Genomic DNA, 24,606 nt, shown 5'->3' with positions numbered 1-24,606 from the left:
CAGCACGCAGGGCCGCCCCCGACCCGGGGGCGGCCCTGCGCGTACCGACGGCCCGTCAGTCGTTCGGCACGGTCGCGTACTTGGGCGTGCCCTCGGCCATCTGCCGGAGCGCGTCCTTGCGGTCGCGCTTGGACAGCCGGTCGATGTACAGGTAGCCGTACAGGTGGTCGGTCTCGTGCTGCAGGCAGCGCGCGAAGAAGCCGCTGCCCTCGACCCGGATCGGGTTGCCGTCCTTGTCCTGGCCGGTGACCGCGGCGTGGTCGGGGCGGGCCAGCTCCTGGTAGGCGGTGGGCACCGACAGGCAGCCCTCCTGCGAGTCGTCCAGGGTGCGGCGGCCGGCCGGCAGGTCCTCCAGCACCGGGTTGACCACGTGGCCGATGTGGCGCACGCCCTCGTCGTCCGGGCAGTCGTAGACGAAGACCTTCAGGTCGACGCCGATCTGGTTGGCCGCCAGGCCCACGCCCTCGGCCGCGTACATCGACTGGAACATGTCGTCGATCAGCTCGGACAGCCCGGCGTCGAACTCGGTCACCGTCTTCGTCTCACGGTGCAGCACCGGGTTGCCGACCACGGTGATCGGGCGCGCGGTGCCCCTGCTGAGGTCCGGCTCCTGACCGACCACCTTCTGGACCTGGGTCTCGTCGTGCTCGTGGTCGTGCTCGTGGTCGTGCTCGTCCGCCATGCCTCAATCCGCTCCGTGTCGATCCACTCGGGGTGTACCGGTCCAGCCTACGGGGCGGATCAGCACACTTCCTCGAGATCCCGGTACGCCCGGGTGGCCGGGGACGCCGCCACCCAGCGGTCCAGCAGGGTGCGCACCAGCGAGGCGGGCGCGGCGATCCCGCACTCCCGCTCGACCAGCCAGGACATCCCGGCGCCCGCCTGGCTCAGGTGGCTCAGGTGCCCGGGGTGCAGCGGATCGCCGTCGTCGTGCGGGTCGTGGTGCGCGGTGTGGCCGTCGTCGATCGCCATCCGGCTCTCCGAGCAGGCCCGGCACAGCAGCCGCACCGAGGACGTCCAGTCCTCCGCCGCGTACCCGGCGTCCGCGACCAGCCGCTCCAGCGCGTCCCGGTCGCCGGCGGTCGCCGCCTGCAGCAGCACCACCCAGGTCGGCACCGGCGAGGGCGCCCACAGCTCGATCTCGTCGAAGACCGGGTACGCCACCCCGTCCGCGACCCGCTCGCCGTGCGGGGCGCCGTCGTGCAGCACCACCTCGCCCCAGCGGCGGCCGGAGGACGGCAGCGGGATCGACAGCACCTCGATCCGGGCCGGGTCCAGCCGCCGGCCCCACACCACCTCGGACTCACCGTCCGGGGACAGCCGCACCGGCGTGGTGCCCAGGTCCAGCTCGATCGGGCCGTCCGCGCCGACCGCCGCGCCGGGCAGCCGCAGGCCGTACGCCTGCCAGGCCCGGCGGGCCAGCGGCCAGTCCTGCAGGGCGGTCGCGGTGATGCCGAGGTTCCACCAGTCCGGGGCGCCGTGCTGGCGGTCGAGCAGCGCGACCGCGCGCAGCCCCGCGCTGCGGGCCTGCTCCCAGTCCCGGCGGAACTTGTGCAGCAGGGCCAGGTTGAACCAGGAGTCGGACAGCCACGGCTCCAGGTCGGCCGCCATCACCAGCAGCGCCCCCGCGTCCTCGTACCGGCCGTCGCCGATCAGCGTGAAGGCCCGGTCGGTCGTCTGCCGCCAGGTGGCAGACGGCCGGTGCCGTGCGCGATGGAAGATCCTCACGTTCCGTCCCTGCCGTCGTGGTCACCGGGTGGTGTTCCCCTCTCGACCGCATCCAACCACGGCACCCACCGGCCGCGCTCCCCGCACGCCCGTTCAGTCCGCTCCGCGGACCCTGCTGCCCACTCTGGCCAGCGCGTCCAGCACCGCCGGATCGTAGGAGCGGCCCCGTTCCAGCCGCAGCCGCTCCAGCGCCTCCAGCCCCCCGGCCGGCTCCGGCACCCCGCGGCCCCGGGCCGCGGTCACCAGGTCGTCGTGCGCGTTCGCCACCCGGATGATCCGTGCCGCCAGCGGCAACGTGGTGTCCGGGCGGCCGTCCGGCAGCCGGCACGGGTCCGCCAGCCGGGCGACCTGCTGCCACACCTGGTGCGGCACGCCCGTCCGCCGGATCACCTCGCTGCCCAGCCGGGCGATCCGCTGCTGCTCGGGATCGGGCAGCAGCGCCGTCGCCCCGCCGGGCACCGGCTCCACCAGCGACAGCTGGCCGATGTCGTGCATCAGCGCCGCGTACTCCAGCAGGGCGAGGTCCCGGCTCCCCAGGCCCAGCTCGCGCCCCAGCGCGCACGCCGTGTCCGCCACCCGGCGCGCGTGCCCCGGCGTGGTGTAGCCCGCCACCTCGGTCGCCCGCGCCAGCGTCCCGATGGTCTGCCCGGTCGTGGCCCGGACCGCCGCCGCCCGCCGGAACGAGGTCTGCGCCAGCAGCAGCGGCACGCAGAACAGCGGCAGCGCCCACAGCCCCACCTCGCCCGCCAGCAGGCTCAGCAGCAGCCCGGTCGCGACGATCGCCGATCCGATCGACAGCAACGACCGCAGCCGGTCGTCCAGCGCCGCGCCGAACCGCAGGCCGGTGCGCTCCCGCTCCAGCACCGCGGCCAGCGCCGCGTCGGCCAGCGCGGCGAGCGCCGCGACGCCCGCCGGAACCACCCAGTACCCGGGCCCCGCCCCCACCAGCCGGTCGAGCACCCCGCCGTTGTACAGCGGCTGGAAGACCACCGCCGCGAACCCCACCACCAGCACCCGCTGCGCGCCGGCGGACACGTCCGCCCGCACGGCACCGCCGCCCGGGCCGGCAGTGGGGGCCGGGGCGCTCCCCCACCGCCGTTTCCGACCGGCCCGGCCGGCCCGTTCCGCCCGCCGCCGCAGCAGCCGGCCGGCCCCGGCCAGCGTCGCGCCCACCAGCGTCCCCGCCCCCGCGACCACCACCACCTGCAGCACCCCGTGCGCGGTCGGCAGCCCGCGCAGCGGCCCGAGCAGCGCGTACGCCAGCGCCGCCGCCGTCCCGATCGGCGCCTGCTCGCGGTCGCCGGGCAGGGTGACCCGGACGCACTCGCCGAGCGCCACCAGCCCGCCGAACGCCAGCGCCACCTCCGGCTCGACCAGCCCGTCCGCCGCCAGGTGGACGGCGGCCGCGCACAGCAGCAGCGCCGCCGCGCCGCGCACCGCCCCGGCCGCGGTCGGCCGGACCCGTCTCACGGGGACCCCCCGCCGGTCGACACCGCCCGCCCCTGCGCGGGCAGCCGCCGGGCCGGCTCCGGCACCCCGAGCGGGATGTCCGGCACCTCGCCGTCCCATCCGCCGGGCGGCGCGGGCTCCGGCTGCCACCCGTGCTCGCCGACCGCGACCACCAGCGCCCGCACCATCACCGGGTCGAACTGGCTGCCCGCGCACCGCTCCAGCTCCGCCACCGCCTCCTCGACCGGCCGCCCCCGCCGGTAGGACCGGGTCGAGGTCATCGAGTCGAAAGCGTCCGCCACCGAGATGATCCGGGCGAACTCCGGGATGCCGTCCCCCTCCAGCCCGTGCGGGTAGCCGCGGCCGTCCACCCGCTCGTGGTGGTGCAGGATGCCCTCCCGGGCCTCGCCGAGGAACGCCAGCTCGCGGACCAGCCGGTGCCCGAAGACCGGGTGCACCTCCACCGCCCGCCGCTCCACCTCGGTCAGCGGCCCGTTGCGCCGCAGCAGCTCGGTGGCGACCGCCAGCTTCCCGACGTCGTGCAGCGTCCCGGCGAAGTGCAGGGTGCGGACCCGCTCCTCCGCCATGCCGAGCTGGCGGGCGATCAGCACCGAGGCCCGCCCGACCCGTTCGCTGTGGCCGCGGGTGTACGCGTCCTTGATCTCCACCGCCTGCACCAGCGCCCGGACGGTCGCCCGGTGCGCGGCCTGCTCCCGGTCGCCCTGCGCCGAGACCCACGCCGAGATGGACAGCGGCAGCAGCCCCAGCACCGCGGCGAACGCCCCGTACGTGCCCTGCCAGAGCACCGCGATCATCAGCCCGCCGGCGCCGTGCAGCAGGGCCGGCGGCACCGACCCGGCCAGCCGCCGGCCGGCCCGCCCGGGGCCCGAGCGGCAGCCGGCCAGCCGCCGCATCGCCCCCACCAGCACGCCGTTGACCAGGCAGAACACCAGCACCGCGGCCAGCGCGCCGAGCGCCGCCCCGGGGAAGCGCGAACCGGCCAGCAGCCGCTCCCCGCCGAGCACGCGGAACACCGCCGCCGCGGCGAACGCGGCGAGTGCGAGCTGGGCCGCGTTCCACACCCGGCGCAGGGTGCGCGGGGCGGTGGTCGGCCCGAGCAGCGCGCCGGGCACGGCGACCAGCGCGGCCGCGGCCGGCGGCAGCATCAGCACCGCCGCGAACAGCACCGGGAAGAAACTGCCGCCGCGCGGCCCGCCCTCCGCCGGCGCCTCGGGCACGGTCCGCCCGCGCAGCCGGTACCAGAGCCGGGCGCACGGCGTGGGCGCGCCCTGGGCGAGCGACTCCAGGCAGCCGTGCAGCAGCGCCAGCAGCGCGACCCGGGGCCAGTCGACCTGCCCGTCGGAGACCGGCCACAGCAGGCAGGCCGGCACGGCGAGCAGCACCGCGGCGACGTATCCGATCGCCGGTCCGGACAGGGCCGCGCCCTCGCGTTCGCTGGCGATGTCGGCCTCCCCGCCCCGCTTCCCGGCCCTCCCGGGTGTGAGGGCCCGTCAGGAGGATAGGGCCCGGTCCGGGGGCTGGGCCGCACGATCGCGGATTGCCACGGTCGGAGCAGCGACAGCTCACTCGAACGGGTGACGGCGGAGCATCCGCGGGCGTACCGGTGCGCGAAGGCCCCGGGGCTGTGCGCCCCGGGGCCTTCGCGTCGTCCGCTCCGCTATTCCGCCGCGACCGCGGCGCCGTGCCCGGCCGAACCCTCGACCGTCACGGTGATCTCGGTGGACTCCACCACCTCGACACCCTCGCCGGACCGCTGCTTGGCGCGGATCGAGTCGATCCGGGCCAGCACCTTGGTCCGCAGGTCCACCGGAGTGTCGTCACAGCCGCAGGAACGCTTGATCAACGCTTTGATCGCCTGCTCCAGGCCGTACTTCTCCAGGCAGGGCGAGCACTCCTCGAAGTGCACGCGCAGCTTGGCGCAGTCGCCCTCGGCCATCTCGTTGTCGAGGAATTCGTAGAGGTGGTCGAGCACCTCGCCACACTCGGTCTCGTGCGGATCGCCGCAGCTCATGAGCGCGCGCCCTTCGCTTCCTGCCCTGCACCGCTGCCCGCCGGAACGAGCCCGCGCTCACGGGCGTAGTCCTCCAGCATGCCGCGCAACTGGCGGCGACCCCGGTGCAGTCGCGACATCACCGTACCGATGGGTGTACCCATGATGTCCGCGATCTCCTTGTACGCAAAGCCCTCGACATCCGCGAGATAGACCGCGATCCGGAATTCCTCCGGGATCGCCTGCAGGGCGTCCTTCACGTCGCTGTCCGGCAGGTGGTCGAGCGCCTGGGCCTCCGCCGAGCGCAGACCGGTCGACATGTGCGACTCGGCCCGGGCCAGCTGCCAGTCCTCGATCTCCTCCGCCGCGGTGCGCTGGGGCTCCCGCTGCTTCTTGCGGTACGAGTTGATGAACGTGTTGGTGAGGATGCGGTACAGCCACGCCTTGAGGTTGGTGCCCTCACGGAACTGGTGGAAGGACGCGTACGCCTTGGCGAACGCCTCCTGGAGCAGGTCCTCCGCGTCGGCCGGGTTGCGGGTCATCCGCAGCGCGGCCGAGTACATCGGATCGAGGTAGCCCAGCGCGTCGCGCTCGAAGCGCTCCCGCCGGCTCTCCTCGCTCTCGTCCGCGGACACCCGGAAGGTGTCCTCACCGATCGCCTCGGCCAGCTCGTCACCGGAGAGCGCCTCGCCCACCGGCAGACCCTCCTCGGAGTCTCCCGCGCCCGACACGGCCTCGTCCTCGGTCCCGACGACCGGACCCACCTCCTCGGCATCGCGGGCACGACCCACCGCGGGCCGACCCGAGAGCGAGGATATCGGGGCCACCGGCTTCTCGCCCGCGACAAGCCATTCCGACCAGTCGGGCACGAGCGACTGATGTGCCGCACGCTCCTCCGGCCGCTCGGGGCACGCGATCGAACCCATGGACGCTGCCTTTCACCCGGACACCATTGCTGACGGTACGAGTCAACCCCGACGGAGCCCGGTACATTCCCGGCGCGCCGCGATCCGTCAGGTCGTCCCCAGGATCCAGTCGCCGACCGCCCCGGTGATCAGCGCCAGCGTCGCCGCCTCGTCCACCGGGGCCCGCTTGGGGACCTTGAACCCGTGCGAGCCGTACGGCACCTCCACCATCCGGTGGTCCCCCGGAAGGACCGGGAACTCCCCCGGCCCGCCGAAGGTGTCCGCCCCGCCCTGCACCACCAGCGTGGGCAGTCCGGTGGACAGCAGTTCCTCGGCCCGGCTCTTCTCCGGCTTGCCCGGCGGATGCAGCGGGAACGCCAGCGCCACCACGCCCGCCGCCCCGGTCTCCCGGCCGGTCCGGCACGCCACCCGCGCCCCGGCGCTCCGGCCGCCCGCGAACACCGGCGGCCCCGCCTGCCGCACCCGCTCCATCACCGGCAGCCAGCCGGCGTCCAGCGTCCTCGGCGCCGGCGCGAGCCGCTTGCCCGCCACCCGCCACGGCTGCTCGGCGAGCACCACGGTGATCCCCCGGCCCGGCAGCACCTGCGCCAGGGCCTGCAGGTCCGCCGCCTCCACCCCGCCGCCGGCGCCGTGCCCCAGCACCACCAGTGCCTTCGCCCGCGCCGCCTCGAACCACGTCAACCGCGCATCCCCGACCGGGGTCTCCACCATCAGCTGCACATTCCGAGCCTACGGACGCCGCCCCGGGGACGTCCGCCGATCAGAACAGTGTCGTCCGGTCCTCGTCCGTCAGCTCGCGCACCAGGTCCGGCGAGTTGTTGCGGATGTTGCCGACCGCCGGCCCGACCTCGTGGACCCGCAGGGCGCCCGGACCCGGCGGCACCAGCAGGCGCCGCACCTCGTCGGGGTCGTTCAGCGAGGGGTCCAGCCAGGCGTCGAACGCATCGGCGTCCAGGAAGAGCGGCATCCGCTCGTGGATCGGGGCGAGCAGCGGCTCCGCCTCGGTGGTGACCACGGTGCAGGTGACCAGCCAGGCGTCCGGGTGGTCGGCGGGCACCGACCGGTCGCGCCAGAACTCGTACAGCCCGGCGAGCGCGAGCGGCGCCCCGTCGACCCGGCTGACGAAGTAGGGCTGCCGCGGGCCCCGCTTCCCCTCGGTGCCCGTGGTCTGCCACTCGTAGTAGCCGTCGATCGGCAGCAGGCAGCGCCGCGAGGCGAAGGCCTGCCGGTAGGAGGGCTTCTCGTGCACGGTGTCGGCCCGCGCGTTGATCATCTTCACCGCGGTCTCGGCCGACCTCGACCAGGACGGCACCAGGCCCCACCGCAGCACCCGCAGCTGCCGGACCGGCTCCCGCTCCCCCCTGGGCGCCCGGTCGAGGACCACGAACGCCGCGTCGGTCGGCGCGACGTTCCAGCTGGGGGCCAGGGTCTCGGTCGGGTCCCACTGCTGGACGCCGAAGATCTCGACCAGGTCCTCGGGCACGGTGGTGGAGGCGAAGCGTCCGCACATGGCGGCCAGCTTGCCACGCGAGCGCCTTCCGTCAGGTCGTCTTCTCATCGGAGCAACCCACTGCTACCGCCGGGCCGTCCCCTCATGGGAGGCTGCCCGTTCGGCAGCGGCTCCGAGCGGCGGAAGGCGGGAACCCGTGGACATCTCCGAGATCTGGCACCGGCTGGTGGACGTCCAGCCGGATCCGCCGCGCTGGCTGGTCCTGGGCGCGGCCGGGATCGCCCTGCTCGCGGTGGCCGTCCGCCCGCTCTGGCGGCTGAGCCGCAACGTGGTGACCATCGCGCACGAGGGCGGCCACGGCCTGGTCGCGGTGCTCACCCGCCGCCGGCTGTCCGGCATCCGGCTGCACTCGGACACCTCCGGCCTGACCCTCTCCTCCGGTCCGCCGACCGGCCCGGGCATGGTGCTGACCGCCGCGGCCGGCTACACCGCGCCGTCCCTGCTCGGCCTCGGCGGCGCCGCGCTGCTCGCCTCCGGGCACATCACCGCGCTGCTGTGGATCTCGATCGCACTGCTCGCCGGCATGCTGCTGATGATCCGCAACGCCTTCGGCGTGGTCTCGGTGCTGGCCACCGGCGGGGCGTTCCTCGCCATCTCCTGGTACGGCTCGACCGAGCTGCAGGCGGCGTTCGCGTACCTGGGCGTCTGGTTCCTGCTGCTCGCCGGGGTGCGGCCGGTGGTGGAGCTGCAGGCGAAGCGGCGCCACGGCGGGGCGCGCGACTCGGACGCGGACCAGCTGGCCCGGCTGACCGGGGTGGGCGCGATCCTCTGGGTGACGCTCTTCCTGGTGCTCTCCCTCGCCTGCCTGCTGGCGGGCGCCACCTGGCTGGTCTCCGGCACCTGACAGGCCCGGGTCGGGGAACGCCCCGCCCTCCCGCCGCGCCCATAGACTTGGCGCATGACCGAGACCCTGTGGCCCGCTCCCGTCGCCACCGCCGCCGTGGACGCGACCGTGACCATCCCCGGCTCCAAGTCGGCGACCAACCGCGCGCTGGTGCTGGCCGCCCTGGCGGACGGCCCGGGCTGGGTGCGCCGGCCGCTGCGCAGCCGCGACTCGCAGCTGATGGCGGACGGCCTGCGGGCGCTCGGGGTGACCGTCGAGGAGACGGTCAACGCGGCCAGCGGCGGCACCGGCGGCGGCGAGGCGTGGCGGGTCATCCCGGCCGCCCAGCTGCACGGCCCGGCCCAGGTGGACGTGGGCAACGCCGGCACGGTGATGCGCTTCCTGCCGCCGGTCGCGGCGCTCGCGGACGGCGCGGTCCACTTCGACGGCGACCCGCGCTCGTACGAGCGCCCCCAGCACGGCGTGATCAACGCGCTGCGCGCCCTCGGTGCCCGGATCGACGACGGCGGCCGCGGCGGCTTCCCGCTGACCGTGCACGGCACCGGCGCGCTGGACGGCGGCCCGGTCGACGTGGACGCCTCCTCCTCCTCGCAGTTCATCTCCGCCCTGCTGCTCTCCGGCGCCCGCTTCAACAACGGCGTGGAGATCCGCAACATCGGCGGGACGGTCCCCTCGCTGCCGCACATCCGGATGACCGTCGACATGATCCGCAAGGCCGGCGGCCAGGTGGACGCCCCCGAGGACGGCGGCGAGAAGGACATCTGGCGGGTCACCCCGGGCGCACTGCTCGGCCGCGACCTGGTGGTCGAGCCGGACCTGTCCAACGCCGCGCCGTTCTTCGCCGCCGCGCTGATCACCGGCGGCCGGGTGACCGTCCGGGACTGGCCGAAGCACACCTACCAGCCGGGCGACCAGCTGCGCAAGATCTACACCGCGATGGGCGGCTCGTGCCGCTTCTCCGACGAGGGCCTGGAGTTCACCGGCACCGGCAAGGTGCACGGCATCGAGGTCGACCTGCACGACGTCGGCGAGCTCACCCCGGTGATCGCCGCGGTCGCCGCGCTGGCCGACTCCGAGTCGCACCTGTACGGCATCTCGCACCTGCGCCTGCACGAGACCGACCGGCTCGCCGCGCTCGCCAAGGAGATCAACGACCTGGGCGGCGACGTCACCGAGACCGAGGACGGCCTGCGGATCCGGCCGCGCCCGCTGCACGGCGGTGTCTTCCACACCTACGAGGACCACCGGCTGGCCACCGCCGCCGCGGTGATCGGCCTCGCGGTGGAGGGCGTCCAGGTCGAGAACGTGGCCACCACGGCCAAGACCCTGCCCGACTTCCCGCAGATGTGGGCCGACCTCCTCGGCCAGGGCTGACGGGGGACGACGAGCATGCGCCGCTACGGCAAGGACGCCGACGAGGACGACATCCGCAACCGCCCGGGTCGCAAGGGCTCCCGCCCCCGCACCCGGATCCGGCCCAAGCACGAGGACGCCGCGGACGCGATGATCCTCACCGTGGACCGGGGACGGCTGACCTGCCTGGTCGACGGCGGCACCAAGCAGGAGCGGCAGGTCGTCGCCATGAAGTCCCGCGAGCTGGGCCGCAAGGGCGTGGTGGTCGGCGACACCGTCGGTGTGGTCGGCGACCTCTCCGGCGAGCCGGACACCCTCGCCCGGATCGTCCGGGTCTCCGAGCGCAGCTCGGTGCTGCGCCGCACCGCCGACGACGACGACCCGTACGAGCGGATCGTCGTCGCCAACGCCGAGCAGATGGCCATCGTCACCGCGCTGGCCAACCCGGAGCCGCGGCCGCGGCTGATCGACCGCTGCCTGGTCGCCGCGTACGACGCCGGGATGGAGCCGCTGCTCGTCCTCACCAAGTCCGACCTGGCCTCGCCGGAGCAGTTGCTGGAGTCGTACGCGACGCTCGGCATCCGCTACGTGGTGACCCGCCAGGACGAGCTGGAGACGGCCGGCGCCGAGGCGGTGCGCGAGCACCTGCGCGGGCGGACCACGGTCTTCATCGGGCACTCCGGTGTCGGCAAGACCACCCTGGTCAACGCGCTGGTGCCGGAGCGCCGGCGGTCCACCGGGCACGTCAACGCGGTCACCGGGCGCGGCCGGCACACCACCGTCTCCGCGCTGGCGCTGCGGCTGCCCCCGCCGCCCGGCGCCAAGCCCGGCTCGAAGAAGGCGCTGGACCCGGGCTGGGTGATCGACACCCCGGGCTTCCGCTCCTTCGGCCTCTCCCACATCGACCCGTCCCGGGTGATCCTGGCCTTCCCCGACCTGGAGCCCGGCACCGTCGAGTGCCCGCGCGCCTGCAGCCACGACGAGCAGGACTGCGCGCTGGACGCCTGGGTCGCCGACGGCCACGCCGACCAGGCCCGCTTGTACTCGCTGCGCCGCCTGCTGTCGACCAAGGAAGCCCACGAGGGCGACTGACGTGTCGAGGTGTCGGATCCGGATCGGCTGGCGATCATAGGAAGGTCAGCCGATTCCCCTCCGACAGGGAGACAACCCGATGGCATGGGCCATGGTGATCCTCGCCGGTCTGCTGGAGACGGGCTTCGCGGTCAATCTCAAGCTGAGCGACGGTTTCACCAAGCTCTGGCCCACCATCAGCTTCTGCGTCTTCGCCCTCGGCAGCTTCGGCCTGCTCACCCTGTCGCTGAAGACACTCCCGGTGGGAAGCGCCTACGCGGTCTGGACCGGCATCGGGGCGGCCGGCACCGCCGTCTACGGCATGGTCTTCCTGGGGGAGTCGACGAGCACCCTGAAGCTGGTCTCGATCACCCTGGTGATCGCCGGCGTGATCGGTCTCCAGCTCAGCGGCAGCGGCCACTGAGTCCGCTAGGGTTCGGGCATGGCCGACTACCACGACGATCTCCGACTCGCCCACGTCCTCGCCGACTCGGCCGACTCGATCACCATGGAGCGCTTCAAGGCCCTGGACCTGAAGGTCGAGACCAAGCCCGACCTGACGCCGGTCAGCGACGCCGACAAGGCCGCCGAGGAGCTGGTGCGCAGCGTGCTGCAGCGGGCCCGCCCGCGCGACGCGGTGATGGGCGAGGAGTACGGCCTGCAGGGCACCGGCCCGCGCCGCTGGGTGATCGACCCGATCGACGGGACGAAGAACTACGTACGCGGTGTCCCGGTCTGGGCGACGCTGATCGCGCTGCTGGAGGAGCAGCCGGACGGCGAGCTGCAGCCGGTGGTCGGCATAGTCTCCGCCCCCGCGCTGAACCGCCGCTGGTGGGCGGCCAAGAACCTGGGCGCGTTCGCCGGCCGCAGCCTGGCGAAGGCGAGCCGGATCGGCGTCTCCAAGGTGTCCCGGATCGAGGACGCCTCGCTCTCCTACTCCTCGCTGTCCGGCTGGGAGGAGCGCGGCCGCCTCGACCCGTTCCTGGACCTGACCCGGGCCTGCTGGCGGACCCGCGCGTACGGCGATTTCTGGTCGTACATGATGGTCGCCGAGGGCGCGGTGGACATCGCCGCCGAGCCGGAGCTGAGCCTGTGGGACATGGCGGCGCCGTGCATCGTGGTGCAGGAGGCCGGCGGCCGGTTCACCGGCCTGGACGGCTTCGACGGCCCGAACGGCGCCGACGCGGTCGCCTCCAACGGCCTGCTGCACGCGGAGGCGCTGCACCGCCTGTCGGTCTGACGGATCGACAGCGGGGTTTCGGACGCGGGTCTCCGGGGTTTCCGGCGGCCCGCTTCGGCGTTCCGGCGGCGCTGAGCCGGGCGCAACCCCGGTGCAACCGGCGGCCCCTAGGCTCGGTCGGGCCAAGGGCCGGCACCGCGGCCGGCCCCCGTTCCCCCGTGCGCCACCCCGCCGGGCTGCTGCTTGGGGGGCTCCCCTGTGCGTACGCTCCGCACGATCCGCCACCGGCTGGCGCTGCTGCTCGCCCTGCCCACCGGCGCCCTGGTGGTGCTGGCCGCGACGGGTACCGCCGCGCAGGCCGGCCGGTACGCCGAGGCCGGCCGGACCGGTGACCGGGTGGCCGTGGTGGCCGGTACCGAGGACCTGGTCCGCGAACTCCAGCGCGAGCGCGGGCTGACGGCCGGCCTGCTCGGCGGCGAGGAGGGCTTCCGGGCGCAGCTCGGCGCCCGGCGGGCGGCGGCCGACCAGGCCCGGCAGGCCCTGGACCGGCTCCTCGCCGGCGACCCGCCGGGCGCCGAGCAGGTGCGCCGTGCGCTGGCGCCGCTGACCGGGCTGGCCGCCCTGCGCGGCCGCGCGGACACCGGGACGGCCACCCGCACCGAGGCGCTCGCCTTCTTCACCGACGCGGTCACCGGCCTGACCGCGGCCGCCTTCACCGACACCACCGGCGGCGCCGACCCGCAGCTGGCGGCCGCGCTCGCCACGCTGCGCTCGCTGGCGGACGCCACCGAGGCCGCGGCCCTGGAGCGCGGCACGCTCAACGGCGTGCTGGCGGCGGGCGCCTTCCGGGGCGGCGACTACCCCGCGTTCGTGCGGATCACCGCGGTGAAGGGCGCCGCGCTGGACCGGGTGCCGCGCACCGCGACCGCGGCCCGGACCGGCTCGCTGGACGCGGCGCTGCGCACCCCGGCCGCCACCGCGGTCGCGGGCATGGAACAGCAGGCCCTGAACGGCTTCGCCGCCGAGCGGCTGCCGGTCCGCGCGGCGGACTGGTGGCAGGCGGCGTCCACCCTGGTGGACGACCTGCACCGGGTGGAGTCGGAGGCCGCCGCGGAGGCCCGGGCCCGGGCCGCGGCGCTGCGCTCGGCGGCGCTGCGCGGGCTGCTGCTGGACGTCGGCCTGGCGCTGGCGGCGGTCGCCGGGACGGCGGCGCTCGGCCGGCTGGCCACCCGGTCGGTCACCCGCCCGGTGGCGGCGCTGGTCGCCGGGGCCGAGGAGCTGGCCGAGTCGGTCCTGCCGGCCGCGGTGGCGCGGGCCCAGGAGGGCGGGGCGGCCGGGCCGACCGCGCCGACCGCCGTCGGCGGGCCCGCGGAGCTGGTGGCGCTCGGCGCCGCGCTGGACCGGGTCTCGGCGACCGCGGTGCGCCTCGCGGTCGAGCAGTCGGCGCTGCGCCGCAACACCGCCGAGTCGCTGGCCAACCTGGGCCGCCGCAACCAGACGCTGGTCACCCGTCAACTCGGCTTCCTGTCGGCGCTGGAGCGCGGCGAGCACGACCCGGGGGTGCTGGCCAACCTGTTCGAGCTGGACCACCTGGCCACCCGGATGCGGCGCAACGCCGAGTCGCTGCTGGTGCTGGTCGGCGAGGTGAGCCCGCGCCGCTGGGAGCTGCCGGTCGGGATGGGCGACGTGATCCGCTCGGCGCTCGGCGAGGTGGAGGACTACCGGCGGGTGGTGCTGCGTCAGGTGGACGAGGCCCGGCTGGACGGCGGGGCGGTCGCCGAGGTCGCCCACCTGCTGGCCGAGCTGATCGAGAACGCGCTGGCCGCCTCGCCGCCGGACACCGACGTGGAGGTCTGGGCCCGGCGCGGCTCCGGCGGCTACCTGGTGGCGGTGGTGGACCGGGGCCGCGGCATGGCGGACGGCGAGCTGGAGCTGGCCAACGCCCGGTTGAGCGGCCGGGAGAGCTTCCTGGTCGGCCGGGACGGGCTGCTGGGCCACTACGTGGCGGGCCGGCTGGCGGCCCGGCTGGGGGCGCGGGTCCGGCTGACGCCCTCGCCGGTGAACGGGGTGACGGCGAGCGTGCTGCTGCCGGAGGGCCTGCTGGCCCGGGCGGAGGTGCCGGCGTGAGCGGGTCCGGCTTCGAGCAGGGCGAGGTGGTCCGCCCGTTCGTGGTGACGGCGGGGCGGACCCGGCCGGTCCGCGAGGAGCTGCGGATCGAGACGCTGGTGTCGGCGGCGCCCGCCGCGCTCTCGGCGCCGCTCGGCTTCGAGCGCCACCGGATCGTCGAGCTGTGCCAGTACCCGCGCTCGGTGGCGGAGCTGGCGGCGCTGCTGCCGGTGCCGCTCGGGGTGGCCAGGGTGCTGGTGGCCGACCTGGCGGCGGAGCGGTACGTGACGGTCCACGAGCAGCTCGCGGGCGACCCGTCCGTGGCGCTGCTGGAGCGGATCAGGGACGGGCTGCTGCGGCTGTGAATGGTCGCGGGCCCCGGGGAGCACCACGCATCCCGGGGCCCGCAGTCGTGGGCGTTACTTCTGCTTGCGCAGCTCGCGCACCGTCTCCTCCAGGCGGCGGCCGTAGTCGGCGTCCGCCTTGCGGAAGTTCTCGATCGCCCGCTCGACGATGTCGTCGCGGTCGGCGGAGACCTTGGCGATGAAGCCGCCGAGGCCCGCGATCAGGCGCTGCTTCTCGTCCTCGGCCATCAGCCGGTAGAGGTTGCCGGCCTGCACGAAGTCGTCGTCCTCGGCGTGCGAGGGCGCGACGTGGTTGCCGGTCAGGCCGTTGACCGGGACGGCGGCCCAGAGCGGACGGCCGGTCTGCACCGGGCCGCCGAAGGTGTTGGGCTCGTAGTTCTTCCGGCGGCCGTGGCGGCCGTCGTAGAGGTGGCCGTCGCGGCTGTTGGTGCGCGCCTCGGTGGCGTGCGGGCGGTTGACCGGCAGGTGGTCGGCGTTGATGCCGACGCGGTAGCGGTGGGCGTCCGCGTAGGCGAACAGGCGGCCCTGCAGCATCTTGTCCGGGGACGGGCCGATGCCGGGCACGAAGTGGCCCGGGGAGAAGATCGACTGCTCGACCTCGGCGAAGATGTTGTCGGGGTTGCGGTTGAGCTCCAGCCTGCCGATCTCGATCGGCGGGTAGTCCTCGTGCGGCCAGACCTTGGTCAGGTCGAACGGGTTGAAGCGGTAGGTCGCCGCGTCCGCCGCCGGCATGATCTGGACCTGCACGGTCCAGGTCGGGAAGTCGCCGCGCTCGATCGACTCGCGCAGGTCGCGCTGGTGGCTGTCCGGGTCCTCGCCGGCCAGCCGGTTGGCCTCGTCCTGGGTGAGGTTCTTGATGCCCTGGTCGGTCTTGAAGTGGTACTTCACCCAGAAGTACTCGCCGGCCTCGTTCTCCCACTGGAAGGTGTGCGAGCCGTAGCCGTTGAGGTGGCGGTAGGACGCCGGGATGCCGCGGTCGCCGAACAGCCAGGTCACCTGGTGGGTCGACTCGGGCGACAGGCCCCAGAAGTCCCAGACGTTGTCCGCCTCCTGCGAGCCGGTGTACGGGTCGCGCTTCTGGGTGTGGATGAAGTCCGGGAACTTGATGGCGTCCTTGATGAAGAACACCGGGGTGTTGTTGCCGACGAGGTCGTAGTTGCCCTCCTCGGTGTAGAACTTCAGCGCCCAGCCGCGCGGGTCGCGCACCGCGTCCGCCGCGCCGAGGTTGCCCGCCACCGTGGAGAAGCGCAGGAACGTCTCGGTCTGCTTGCCGACCTCGGACAGGAACTTCGCCCGGGTGTACGCCGTGACGTCCGCGGTCACCGTGAAGGTGCCGTACGCGCCGGCGCCGCGGGCGTGCACGACGCGCTCCGGGATCCGCTCGCGGTTGAAGTGCGCGAGCTTCTCGAACAGCAGCTGGTCCTGGATCAGCGCCGGGCCGCCGACGCCGGCGGTCTCGGTGTTCTGGTTGTCCGCCACGGGAGCGCCGGACTCCGTGGTGAGGGTGGGACGCAGCTCGTCCTGGGTGGTCATCGGGTATTGCCTCCGCATTGTCCGGTCGGAACGACTCGATCCTAACTTGGACTTTGTCTAAGTCAACACTGGAACCAAGTTCGGATCGTCGCTTAGTCTGTGCTCATGAGCGACCTGTTGGAACGACTTCGCGGACGGGGCTGGCGCCTGACTTCGCAGCGCCGGGTGGTCGCCGAGGTACTCGACGGTGATCATGTCCACCTCACGGCGGACGAGGTGCACGCCCGCGCGGTGGAGCGGCTCCCCGAGATCAGCCGGGCGACCGTCTACAACACGCTGGGCGAGCTGGTCACCCTCGGCGAGATCCTGGAGGTCTCCACCGACGGCCGGGCCAAGCGCTACGACCCGAACGCCCACCACGCCCACCAGCACCTGGTCTGCTCCGGCTGCGGGGCCATCCGCGACGTCCACCCCCAGGGTGACCCGCTCTCCGCCCTCCCGGCCGCCGAGCGCTTCGGGTTTGTCATCTCCAGCGCCGAGATCACCTACCGCGGCCTGTGCCCGGACTGCTCGGGCCAGGCCCGGTAGGCACTGTTCAGGCCCGGTAGGGCCTGTTCAGGCCTGGTGGAGGCCGGCGCCGCCGCCGGCCGCGGCGCGCTCCAGCACGTCCGCCAGCTCCTTCGGCGCGGACAGCATCGGGTAGTGACCGGTCGGCAGCTCGAAGAAGGTCACCCCCGGCTCCGCCAGCTTGGCGAACCGCGGCATGCCGGTCGCGTGCAGCGACCGGGCGAACTCGATGCTCAGCCCGCTCGCCAGGCAGAACACCCCGGTGGTCGGCACCCGCAGCCACGCCCCGGTCAGCTCGATCGGGTCGGTGACCGTCCGCACCGGCTGCGGGGTGGCCAGCCGCTTCCAGCGCTCGTGCTCCGCCTCCGGCACGGCGTGCACCGCCGGGATCTCCTTCGGCACCGGGACGACGTCCCCCGTCACGCCCGACAGCAGGTCCACCTGCGGCATCGACAGCACCAGCGACTCGCCCGACTCCGGGTAGCCGGAGTCCACGAAGACCACCCGCGACACCAGCTCCGGCCGCCGGTCCACCGCGCCGACGGACGGGAACGCCCCGTAGCTGTGCGCCACCAGCACCGTCCCCGGCCCCTCGGCGGCGAGCACCGCCGCCACCGCGTCCACGTGGTCCGCCAGCCCGGCCGTCGGCTCCGCCGGCAGCGTCACCGCCACCGCCCGGTGCCCCGCGGCCTCCAGCTCGGCGGCCACCGCCTCCCACGCCCAGCCGCCCATGAACAGCCCGGGCACCAGAACGAACGTCGTCATGACACACACCCCTCTCGGCCGGCCGCGCCCTGCGGCCGATCGAGAAGGTACGACCTCCCCCAGGGGGAGATTCCAGCCCTCGCGGGGGCGGGCGCTACGCGCTCAGCTCCGAGTGCAGCGCACCGAGCAGCCGCGCCGCCCGCTCCGCCACCTCGGCCGGCCCGTACTCGGCGGCCCGCTTGCACCAGTTCTCCGCCTGCACCGGCTCGCCGCGGCGCAGCGCGAGCAGCGCGAGCCGCAGCGCGGCCCGCCCGTGCCCGGCGTCGGCGGCCCTGGTGTACCAGAGCATCGCCTCCGCCTCGGCGTCCTGCCGGGCCAGCAGCAGCCCGAGGTTGAACGCGGCGCTGCGGCTGCCCGCCTCGGCGGCCCGCCGGTACCAGCTCTCGGCGATCTGGAGCGCCCCGCGCTCGGCCGCCCGGACGCCCATCCGGACCTGCGCCCGGCGGTGCCCGGCGTCGGCGGCGACCGCGTACCAGTGCTCGGCCTCCGCGTCGGCGTCGCCGCGGCGGTCGAGCATCGAGGCGAGCCGGAACGCGCCCTCCGCGGAGCCGCCGCCGGCCGCCTGCCGGTAGCGCTCCAGGGCGCCCGTCAGGTTGCCGCGCTGCTCCTGGGCGACGGCCAGCTGCAGCGCCGCCTCGCCGTGCCCCTCGGCGGCCGCCCGCGCGTACCACTCCTGGGCGTGCCGGTGCTCGCCGCGCCCGGCGTGCAGCACGCCCAGGTTGAAGGCGCCGTCGACGCTGCCGGCCTCCGCCGCCTTGGAGAACCACGGCTCGGCCCCGGACTCGTCGCCGCGCTGCAGCAGCAGCACGGCGAGCGCGTTGCAGGCCTCGCGGTGCCCGGCGTAGGCGGCCTTGCGGTACCACTGCTCGGCCTGGGTGTCGCGCCCGGCGCCCGCGCACAGCAGGCCCAGGTTGAAGGCGCCGTTGTGGTCGCCGGCGTCCAGCGCCATGCGGTACCAGCGCTCGGCCTCGGCGGCCTCGCCCCGGCCGGCGTGCAGCGCGCCGAGCGCGTTGGCGGCGGTGCCGTCCCCGGCCTCGGCGGCCTCCTGCCACCAGTCGGCAGCGGCGGCGGCATCCCCTGCGTCGCGCAGCAGGAAGCCGAGGGCGCAGGCGGCCCGCGGCTCGCCGTTCTGCGCGGACTGCCGGTACCAGCGGGCGGCCTCGTCGAGGCAGCCGGGCTCCTCGGCGGCCCGCTCCTCGAGCAGCACGCCGAGCCGCAGCGCGGCGCGGGCGTGGCTGCGCGCGGCGGCGGTGCGGTACCAGGTCTCGGCGGTCTCCTTGTCGCCGGCGGCCTCGCGCATCCGGGCGAGCCGGTACGCGGCCTCGCGGTGGCCGGAGTCGGCGGCGAGCTTGAACCAGCGCTCGGCGCGGACGTCCCGCCGGTGCTCCATCAGGTCGCCGAGCGCGTACGCGCCCAGCGGGTGGCCGTGCTCGGCGGCGAAGTGCAGCCAGTACTCGGCGGCCTCCTCCTCGCCCTGGTCGCGCAACTGCAGGCCGAGCGCGTGGGCGGCCGGCGCGGAGCCGGCCACGGCGGCCTGCCGCCACCACTGGGCGGCCTCGGCCCGGTGGCCCTGCTGGTGCAGCAGCACCCCGAGGTTGTTGGCGGCGGCGCGCAGCCCGGCGGCGGCGGCCCGGCGCAGGTACGGTTCGGCGTCGGCGAGGTCGCCGCGGCGCAGCAGCAGCGCGCCGAGCTGGCTCGCGGCGTTCGGGTCGCCGTCGTCGGCGGCGGTGCGATGGCGGGCCTCCAGGGCGGCCTGCTCGCGGGCGGCGAGCACGGTCTCGAAGCTGGCGGCCTGCTCGGGCTCGTCGACGACCAGGGCGGCGCGGTGCGGCGCGGCGGTGTCGGCCACCTGCCGGGCCGTCAGGTGGACCAGGCTCTCCGGGCCGTAGCCGGCCGAGGTGCGCTGCCCGGGCAGCGTGCGGTTCGGGTCGTCGGGGCTCTGGGCCCAGGACTCGGTGTCGACGTCCGTGTGTGCGCGACCCGGCAGCTCTTCTCCCGTCCCGTTCCTGCCGATAAGCTTCATGCCGACTCCCGCTCCCCCCGAGTGCCGAGCCTTTGGCCGGGGGCGCCACGGAGCCGACGGCCGGTCAACGGCCTTGCCCCGTCCCCCATGTGGTCCATCGTCGCATCACCCGCAACCCGCGTACACCGGCTCCGACCGAATTGGGCGGAGCGGGGCCGAAGCCCGGCGAGATTGCTTCAGCGCTTTGTCGATTTCCCGACACTTGAGCCCCACAAACCCCGGCCACGCATAGTACCGGAGTCGATCACCACTTCTCCCCCACAATTGGCGCCGGACACGGCAGCGGACATGCCGAAGGCCCGGAGGCGAGCCTCCGGGCCTTCGTGCTACTGAGTAGCGGGGACAGGATTTGAACCTGCGACCTCTGGGTTATGAGCCCAGCGAGCTACCGAGCTGCTCCACCCCGCGTCGGTGGTTAAACCATAGCACGGTCGCGGGGTGAACCAACAATCGGTTGTCGCAGCTCAGGGGCTCGCGCTCGGCGAGGGCGAGGCCGCGGGCGACGGCGAGGACGCGGGCGCGCCGGCCTTCGCCTGGGCGTCGGCGGCCGCCTTCAGGGCGTCGCCGAGCGCCTTCTGGGCCACGCCGTACGCCGCCCAGTCGCCGGCCCGCTGTGCGGCCAGCGCGTCGTCGTACGCCTTCTGGGCCGCCGCCAGCGCCTTGGTCAGCTCGGGACCGGCGGTGCCACCGGGTGTGGTGGTGCCGGGCGTGGTGGGAGTGGTGGGGGCGGTCGGTGTGGTGGTCGCGCCGGACGCGGCGCCCGACAGGACCTTCTCCAGCGCCTTGGCGAGGTTGTCCTCCAGGGCGACCGAGTTGCCGTAGACCGCGAGCACCTTCTGCAGCACCGGCGCCTTGGCGCTGCGGCCGAGCAGGTACACCGGCTCGACGTTGAGGAAGCCGCCGCCGACCGGGAGGGTCAGCAGGTTGCCGTACTCGATGTCGGAGTCGGTGCCGGTCTTCAGCAGGGTCAGCTGGTTGGCCACCGCCGGGTCGGAGTTGAGCTTCGCCTGGGTCAGCTTGGGCCCGAGCGCGCTGGATCCGGTCGGCACCTTGAGGATGCGCATCGTGCCGTAGTCCGGCCCGGGGTCGGCGTTGACCGCCACGAAGGCCGCCAGGTTGTCGCGGCCGCTGGGCACGAACGAGGTGGTCAGCGAGAAGGTGGCGTCCTGCTGGTCGGGCATCCGGACCGTCAGGTAGTACGGCGGCTGCACCTCGCCCGAGTTGGTGGTCGGGTCGACCGGCACCTGCCAGATGTCGGTGCCGTTGAAGAAGCTGGTCGCGTCGGTCATGTGGTACTGGCCGAGCAGGTCGCGCTGCACCTTGAAGAGGTCCTGCGGGTAGCGCAGGTGCGGCAACAGGTCGGCCGGGATGGCCGTCTTCGCCTCCACCGTGCCGGGGAACGCCTTCATCCAGGTCTTCAGCACCGGGTCGGTCTCGTCCCACTGGTAGAGGGTGACCTCACCGGTGTACGCGTCGACCGTGGCCTTCACCGAGTTGCGGATGTAGTTGACCTTGTTGACCGCGGTCAGGGTGCGGCCGCGGGCGTCGGTCAGCGAGTCCTTGGTGACGTCGCCCAGGGTGGTCTTCGAGGAGAACGGGTAGCCGTCCGAGGTGGTGTAGCCGTCCAGCACCCAGACCAGCCGGCCGCCCTGCACCACCGGGTACGGGTCGGCGTCGATCGACAGCCACGGCGCGACCTTCTCCACCCGCTCCTTCGGGGTGCGGTCGTAGAGGATCCGCGCGCCGTCCTTGATCGCCCCGGAGTAGAGGATCTGCGGCTCGGCGAACTTCACCGCGTACGCGGCCCGGGTCAGCGCGTTGTCCAGCGAGACGCCGCTGCCGCCGTTGTAGGTGAAGGACTGCACCGCGCCGGACTCGGAGGTGTAGTCGATCTCCGACATCCCGGCGCCGCCGACGATCGAGTAGCCGGCGGTCTTCTCGCCGTAGTACACCCGCTGCTCGTAGGTGCCGAGGGTGCCGGTGGTCGGCAGCGACTGCTCGGTGTAGACCGGGTTGCCGTTCTTGTCGACCTGGTTGCCCTTGGCCGCGACGACGCCGTAGCCGTGGGTGTACTGGAAGTGGTCGTTGATGAAGTTGCGCTGCTGGACCCCGCTCAGGTCCAGCTCGCGCACGCCCAGCACGGTGTCCTGCTGGCCGTACCGGTCGACGTCCAGCGTCCGCGGGAAGGCGTAGTACTTCCGCAGCGCCTCGTTCTGCTGGAAGGTCGGCGACACCACGTTCGGGTCCAGCAGCCGGATGTCGGCGATGGTCTGGGCGTCCGGCTTGACCGCGTCGGCACTGGTCGTGCCCTTCGGGTCGTACGGCTGCGACTCGCTCGCGGAGATGCCGTACGCCTGCCGGGTCGCGTCGATGTTCTTCTGGATGTACGGCGTCTCCTTGGCCTGCTCGTTCGGCTTGACCTGGAACTGCTGCACGATCGCCGGGTAGACCCCGCCGATCAGCACCGCGGAGAGCGCCATCAGGCCGAAGCCGATCAGCGCCGGCGCCCAGGTCCGCCGGATCGGGGTCAGGAAGAACAGCAGCGCGCAGATGATCGCCACGAAGAACAGGATGGTCTTGGCCGGCAGGAACGCGTTGGCGTCCACGTAGCGCAGGCCGGTCCAGCCGTCGACCTGCTTGTACGAGCCGGTCTTCACCACCAGCGCGTACCGGTCCAGCCAGTACGCCACCGCCTTCAGCAGCACGAAGACACCCAGCAGCACCGCCAGGTGCCCCTGCGCGCCGCGGCTGGCCCGCCGGCCGGGGCCCTGCAGGCGCAGGCCGCCGTACAGGTAGTGCACCAGCACCGACGCCAGCAGCGAGACGATCACCGCGCTGAACGCGAAGCCCAGCAGGAACTCGTACCAGGGCAGCTCGAAGGCGTAGTACGAGACGTCCAGGTGGAACTGACTGTCCTTCACGCCGAACGGAGTCTCGTTGGTCCACAGCATCCACGTGCGCCACTGGCCGGAGGCCGCGGCGCCGGCGGCCGCGCCGATCAGCAGCGCGACGCCGATCAGCGCCCAGCGGCGGAACGGGGCGATGCCCATCCGGTAGCGGTCCAGCGACTGCTGCTCCACCGACATCGCGGCCAGCGGCGGCCGCAGCCGGTACGCCAGCCAGATGTTGGCGCCCACGACGACGGCCATCAGCACGCCGAACACCGCGAACAGCGCCGCCTTGGTCAGCAGCTGCGAACGGAACACCGAGGAGTAGTCGACGGACTTGAACCACAGCCAGTCGGTCCACAGCCCGGAGACCATGACGAACAGCAGGAAGAGCGCCACCAGGACGCCCAAGGTCAGCAGCAGCACCTTGGTCCGGCGGGACGGCGGCCCGACTCTCGCTCGGAATCCGGGCCCCGGGCCCGGGCGGTCCGGCATCTGGAAGGTCAAGGCTCCACCTCGGCTGTGTCGTGTCGTTGTCGTGGTCTCTCGGTCTCCTGTGCAACTTAATCGGTCTTTACCGGAGTTCCCACGGATTGCGTCGGAGTTCAGGAGCCCGCCCCCGCCGTGTGAGGATTGGGGCATGTCCGAAGCCCCTGACCTTTCCGCCGCCGCCGGCCTGCCGGCCGCGACTCCGCTCACCCGGGCCGCGCTGGAGATCGACGAGCACGCCTCCTCCCTCGGCTGGGACATGCCCGCCCGGCTGTTCGCCCTGGTCGACAACGCCCAGATGCTGAAGGCGAATCCGAGGCTCGCCAAGCAGCTCGGCCTGACCGACAACCCGACCGGCCTCACCCCGGTCGAGCAGGAGGAACTGCCCGCCGGGATGGAGCTGGACAAGTTCCTCGGCACCATCGCCTGGCCCGACGGCGTGGTCGGCTGCGCCCTGGTGGTCGAGCGGCTGATGCTGCCACCCGGTGCCGAGTCCTCCCGGCCGAAGAACGCCAGCGAGAAGGAGATCGCCGCCTGGATCGCCGAGCACCCTCAGCGCCAGGAGGTGCGGATCACCGCCGCCGTCCTGCGCGACGGTGCCAAGGAGTGCGCCCTGCGGCTGCGCGAGAAGGACGTCGCCCGCGAGGTCCTCACCGGCCCCGACCTGGTCCCCAACCTGACCGGGGCGCTGCTCGCCACCTTCTCCTGACGGGTGTGGACGCCCCGCCGGGGGCGTTCACTTCGCGCAGCTCGGCAGGTCGGCCTTCTCGCCGGCCTTGATCTTCCCGAGGGCGTCCATCGCGTGGCCGAGGGTGTCCACCTTCACCAGGGTCAGCCCGTCCGGGGTGTTCTTCACGGCCTCGGTGCAGTTCTCCGCCGGGGTGAAGAAGTACTCGGCGCCCTTGTCGCGGGCGGCGATCAGCTTCATCTGGATGCCGCCGATCGGCCCGACCTCGCCGTTGTCGGTGATCGTCCCGGTGCCGGCCACGAACTTGCCGCCGGTCAGGTCGTCCGGCGTCAGCTTGTCGATGATCCCGAGCGCGAACATCAGGCCGGCGCTGGGCCCGCCGACGTCCTGCAGCCCGATGTCGATGGTGAACGGGTAGGTGTGCACCGCCGCCGGCGTGATCCCGACGATCGCCCGGTCCCCGTCGGGCGCCTTCGCCGTGGTGATCGGCACCTGCACCTCGTCCGCCGCCGTGTGCGTCGGGCCCGCCTTGTCGTGCGGCACGACGGTGAAGACCGTCGTCTCGCCCGGCTTGTGCTTGGTGACCTGCTCGGCGACACCCTCCCGGGTGGTGACCTTGGTGCCGTCCACCGCGATGATCTGGTCGCCCGCGTGCAGCTTGCCCTCGGAGGGGCCGCCGGAGCTGACCGCCCGCACCCGGATCTCGGTGCCGACCGGGATGCCCAGCTGGTTGAGCGCCGCCGTCTTGGCGCTGTCCTCGGAGGAGGCGAACTCCTCCGCGTTCTGCTCCTGGGCCTCCTGGTCGGTCTGGCCCTCGGGGTAGACGTTCTCGTGCGGCACCACCAGCACGTCGTCGCGCAGCCAGCCGACCACCGCCGAGACCAGGCTCGGCTCGTAGTTGGCGCCGGTGACCTGGACGGTCGTCATGTTGAGGTGCCCGGAGGTCGGGTACGTCTCGTGCCCGGTGATGGTGATCACCGGCTCGCCGCTCCGGTCCTGCTGGCCGAGCGTGTTGTAGGTCGGCCCGGGGCTCATCTCCGTGTACGGCACCTTCATCAGCACGGAGGCGCAGAGCAGGCCTATCAGCAGGAGCGTGGCGGCGAGCATCGTCGCGGAGCGGCGTGGCATGGGTCCGACAGTACGGGACAACCGCTTCCGCGTGCCCTCCGG

The 24,606-nt window shown here is 73.8% G+C and carries 22 protein-coding genes and 1 tRNA gene; 9 read left to right on the top strand and 14 right to left on the bottom strand.

Going from position 1 to position 24,606, the window contains the following annotated elements; translation table 11 throughout:
* Positions 1 to 55 precede the first annotated feature (55 nt).
* From def to ACGFX4_RS00755, 8 genes are all read right to left on the bottom strand, one after another.
* Positions 56 to 682, bottom strand: a complete 627-nt coding sequence (gene def / locus ACGFX4_RS00790; protein ID WP_393069049.1) for a peptide deformylase — start codon at positions 680 to 682, stop codon at positions 56 to 58.
* 59 nt (positions 683 to 741) lie between these two features.
* Entirely contained in the window at positions 742 to 1,728 is a 987-nt protein-coding gene (locus ACGFX4_RS00785; protein ID WP_393069047.1) for a tetratricopeptide repeat protein, read from the bottom strand.
* A gap of 93 nt (positions 1,729 to 1,821) precedes the next feature.
* Positions 1,822 to 3,198 (bottom strand): HD-GYP domain-containing protein, encoded by a 1,377-nt coding sequence (locus tag ACGFX4_RS00780; protein WP_393069045.1) that lies wholly within the window; start codon positions 3,196 to 3,198, stop codon positions 1,822 to 1,824.
* Entirely contained in the window at positions 3,195 to 4,580 is a 1,386-nt protein-coding gene (locus ACGFX4_RS00775) for an HD-GYP domain-containing protein (RefSeq protein WP_393069043.1), read from the bottom strand. Before ACGFX4_RS00775 ends, ACGFX4_RS00780 begins: the two co-directional genes overlap by 4 nt.
* Positions 4,581 to 4,855: 275 nt before the next feature.
* Complete coding sequence (gene rsrA, locus ACGFX4_RS00770; RefSeq protein WP_345698903.1) at positions 4,856 to 5,209, bottom strand: mycothiol system anti-sigma-R factor; 354 nt, start codon at positions 5,207 to 5,209, stop codon at positions 4,856 to 4,858.
* A complete protein-coding gene (locus ACGFX4_RS00765) occupies positions 5,206 to 5,919 on the bottom strand; it encodes a sigma-70 family RNA polymerase sigma factor (protein ID WP_345698902.1) in 714 nt (237 codons plus the stop codon). The genes rsrA and ACGFX4_RS00765 overlap by 4 nt, the downstream gene beginning before the upstream one ends.
* A 282-nt stretch (positions 5,920 to 6,201) precedes the next feature.
* Entirely contained in the window at positions 6,202 to 6,825 is a 624-nt protein-coding gene (locus tag ACGFX4_RS00760; protein WP_393069324.1) for an alpha/beta family hydrolase, read from the bottom strand.
* A 49-nt stretch (positions 6,826 to 6,874) separates the two neighbouring features.
* On the bottom strand, positions 6,875 to 7,624 hold the full coding sequence (locus tag ACGFX4_RS00755; RefSeq protein ID WP_393069041.1) for an SOS response-associated peptidase: 750 nt from the start codon (positions 7,622 to 7,624) through the stop codon (positions 6,875 to 6,877).
* Positions 7,625 to 7,760: 136 nt separating this feature from the next.
* Here ACGFX4_RS00755 and ACGFX4_RS00750 point away from each other — a divergent pair, with 136 nt between their 5' ends.
* The 7 genes from ACGFX4_RS00750 to ACGFX4_RS00720 all read left to right on the top strand — a co-directional run bounded on the left by ACGFX4_RS00750 (position 7,761) and on the right by ACGFX4_RS00720 (position 14,543).
* Complete coding sequence (locus tag ACGFX4_RS00750; protein ID WP_393069039.1) at positions 7,761 to 8,468, top strand: M50 family metallopeptidase; 708 nt, start codon at positions 7,761 to 7,763, stop codon at positions 8,466 to 8,468.
* A gap of 54 nt (positions 8,469 to 8,522) precedes the next feature.
* A complete protein-coding gene (aroA, locus tag ACGFX4_RS00745) occupies positions 8,523 to 9,842 on the top strand; it encodes a 3-phosphoshikimate 1-carboxyvinyltransferase (RefSeq protein ID WP_393069037.1) in 1,320 nt (439 codons plus the stop codon).
* A gap of 15 nt (positions 9,843 to 9,857) precedes the next feature.
* Positions 9,858 to 10,913, top strand: a complete 1,056-nt coding sequence (gene rsgA, locus ACGFX4_RS00740; protein WP_393069035.1) for a ribosome small subunit-dependent GTPase A — start codon at positions 9,858 to 9,860, stop codon at positions 10,911 to 10,913.
* A gap of 79 nt (positions 10,914 to 10,992) precedes the next feature.
* Positions 10,993 to 11,316: a DMT family transporter gene (locus ACGFX4_RS00735; protein WP_393069034.1), complete on the top strand. Its 324-nt coding sequence runs from the start codon at positions 10,993 to 10,995 to the stop codon at positions 11,314 to 11,316.
* A gap of 18 nt (positions 11,317 to 11,334) precedes the next feature.
* On the top strand, positions 11,335 to 12,132 hold the full coding sequence (hisN, locus tag ACGFX4_RS00730) for a histidinol-phosphatase (RefSeq protein ID WP_393069032.1): 798 nt from the start codon (positions 11,335 to 11,337) through the stop codon (positions 12,130 to 12,132).
* A 198-nt stretch (positions 12,133 to 12,330) separates the two neighbouring features.
* Positions 12,331 to 14,199, top strand: coding sequence for a nitrate- and nitrite sensing domain-containing protein (locus ACGFX4_RS00725; protein WP_393069030.1), 1,869 nt, complete (start codon positions 12,331 to 12,333; stop codon positions 14,197 to 14,199).
* On the top strand, positions 14,196 to 14,543 hold the full coding sequence (locus tag ACGFX4_RS00720; protein WP_345698893.1) for a DUF742 domain-containing protein: 348 nt from the start codon (positions 14,196 to 14,198) through the stop codon (positions 14,541 to 14,543). The genes ACGFX4_RS00725 and ACGFX4_RS00720 overlap by 4 nt, the downstream gene beginning before the upstream one ends.
* A 54-nt stretch (positions 14,544 to 14,597) precedes the next feature.
* On the opposite strand, the gene ACGFX4_RS00715 is transcribed toward ACGFX4_RS00720, so the two are convergent.
* Positions 14,598 to 16,076 carry a catalase gene (locus tag ACGFX4_RS00715; RefSeq protein ID WP_393069028.1) on the bottom strand — a complete coding sequence of 493 codons (1,479 nt, stop codon included), beginning with the start codon at positions 16,074 to 16,076 and terminating at the stop codon, positions 14,598 to 14,600.
* A 105-nt stretch (positions 16,077 to 16,181) separates the two neighbouring features.
* Between ACGFX4_RS00715 and ACGFX4_RS00710 the strand changes: the two genes are divergently transcribed.
* Entirely contained in the window at positions 16,182 to 16,604 is a 423-nt protein-coding gene (locus ACGFX4_RS00710) for a Fur family transcriptional regulator (protein WP_393069027.1), read from the top strand.
* Between the two features lie 27 nt (positions 16,605 to 16,631).
* On the opposite strand, the gene ACGFX4_RS00705 is transcribed toward ACGFX4_RS00710, so the two are convergent.
* The 4 genes from ACGFX4_RS00705 to ACGFX4_RS00690 all read right to left on the bottom strand — a co-directional run bounded on the left by ACGFX4_RS00705 (position 16,632) and on the right by ACGFX4_RS00690 (position 22,754).
* The gene (locus ACGFX4_RS00705; protein ID WP_393069025.1) at positions 16,632 to 17,348 is read right to left on the bottom strand and encodes an alpha/beta fold hydrolase; all 717 of its coding nucleotides are present in this window, start codon (positions 17,346 to 17,348) and stop codon (positions 16,632 to 16,634) included.
* Positions 17,349 to 17,442: 94 nt separating this feature from the next.
* On the bottom strand, positions 17,443 to 19,371 hold the full coding sequence (locus ACGFX4_RS00700) for a sel1 repeat family protein (RefSeq protein ID WP_393069023.1): 1,929 nt from the start codon (positions 19,369 to 19,371) through the stop codon (positions 17,443 to 17,445).
* Positions 19,372 to 19,705: 334 nt separating this feature from the next.
* Positions 19,706 to 19,779, bottom strand: a tRNA-Met gene (locus tag ACGFX4_RS00695).
* A 56-nt stretch (positions 19,780 to 19,835) separates the two neighbouring features.
* Complete coding sequence (locus ACGFX4_RS00690; RefSeq protein ID WP_393069323.1) at positions 19,836 to 22,754, bottom strand: UPF0182 family protein; 2,919 nt, start codon at positions 22,752 to 22,754, stop codon at positions 19,836 to 19,838.
* A gap of 145 nt (positions 22,755 to 22,899) precedes the next feature.
* Here ACGFX4_RS00690 and ACGFX4_RS00685 point away from each other — a divergent pair, with 145 nt between their 5' ends.
* Positions 22,900 to 23,457 (top strand): PPA1309 family protein, encoded by a 558-nt coding sequence (locus ACGFX4_RS00685; protein ID WP_393069022.1) that lies wholly within the window; start codon positions 22,900 to 22,902, stop codon positions 23,455 to 23,457.
* A 27-nt stretch (positions 23,458 to 23,484) separates the two neighbouring features.
* Here ACGFX4_RS00685 and ACGFX4_RS00680 read toward each other — a convergent pair whose 3' ends face one another.
* Positions 23,485 to 24,564 (bottom strand): PDZ domain-containing protein, encoded by a 1,080-nt coding sequence (locus ACGFX4_RS00680; RefSeq protein ID WP_393069020.1) that lies wholly within the window; start codon positions 24,562 to 24,564, stop codon positions 23,485 to 23,487.
* Positions 24,565 to 24,606 lie beyond the last annotated feature (42 nt).

The organism is Kitasatospora sp. NPDC048365, assembly GCF_043200835.1.
Taxonomy (GTDB): domain Bacteria; phylum Actinomycetota; class Actinomycetes; order Streptomycetales; family Streptomycetaceae; genus Kitasatospora; species Kitasatospora terrestris.
The sequence above is the reverse complement of the archived record's forward strand: the minus strand, read 5'-3'. Positions and strand labels throughout refer to the sequence as shown.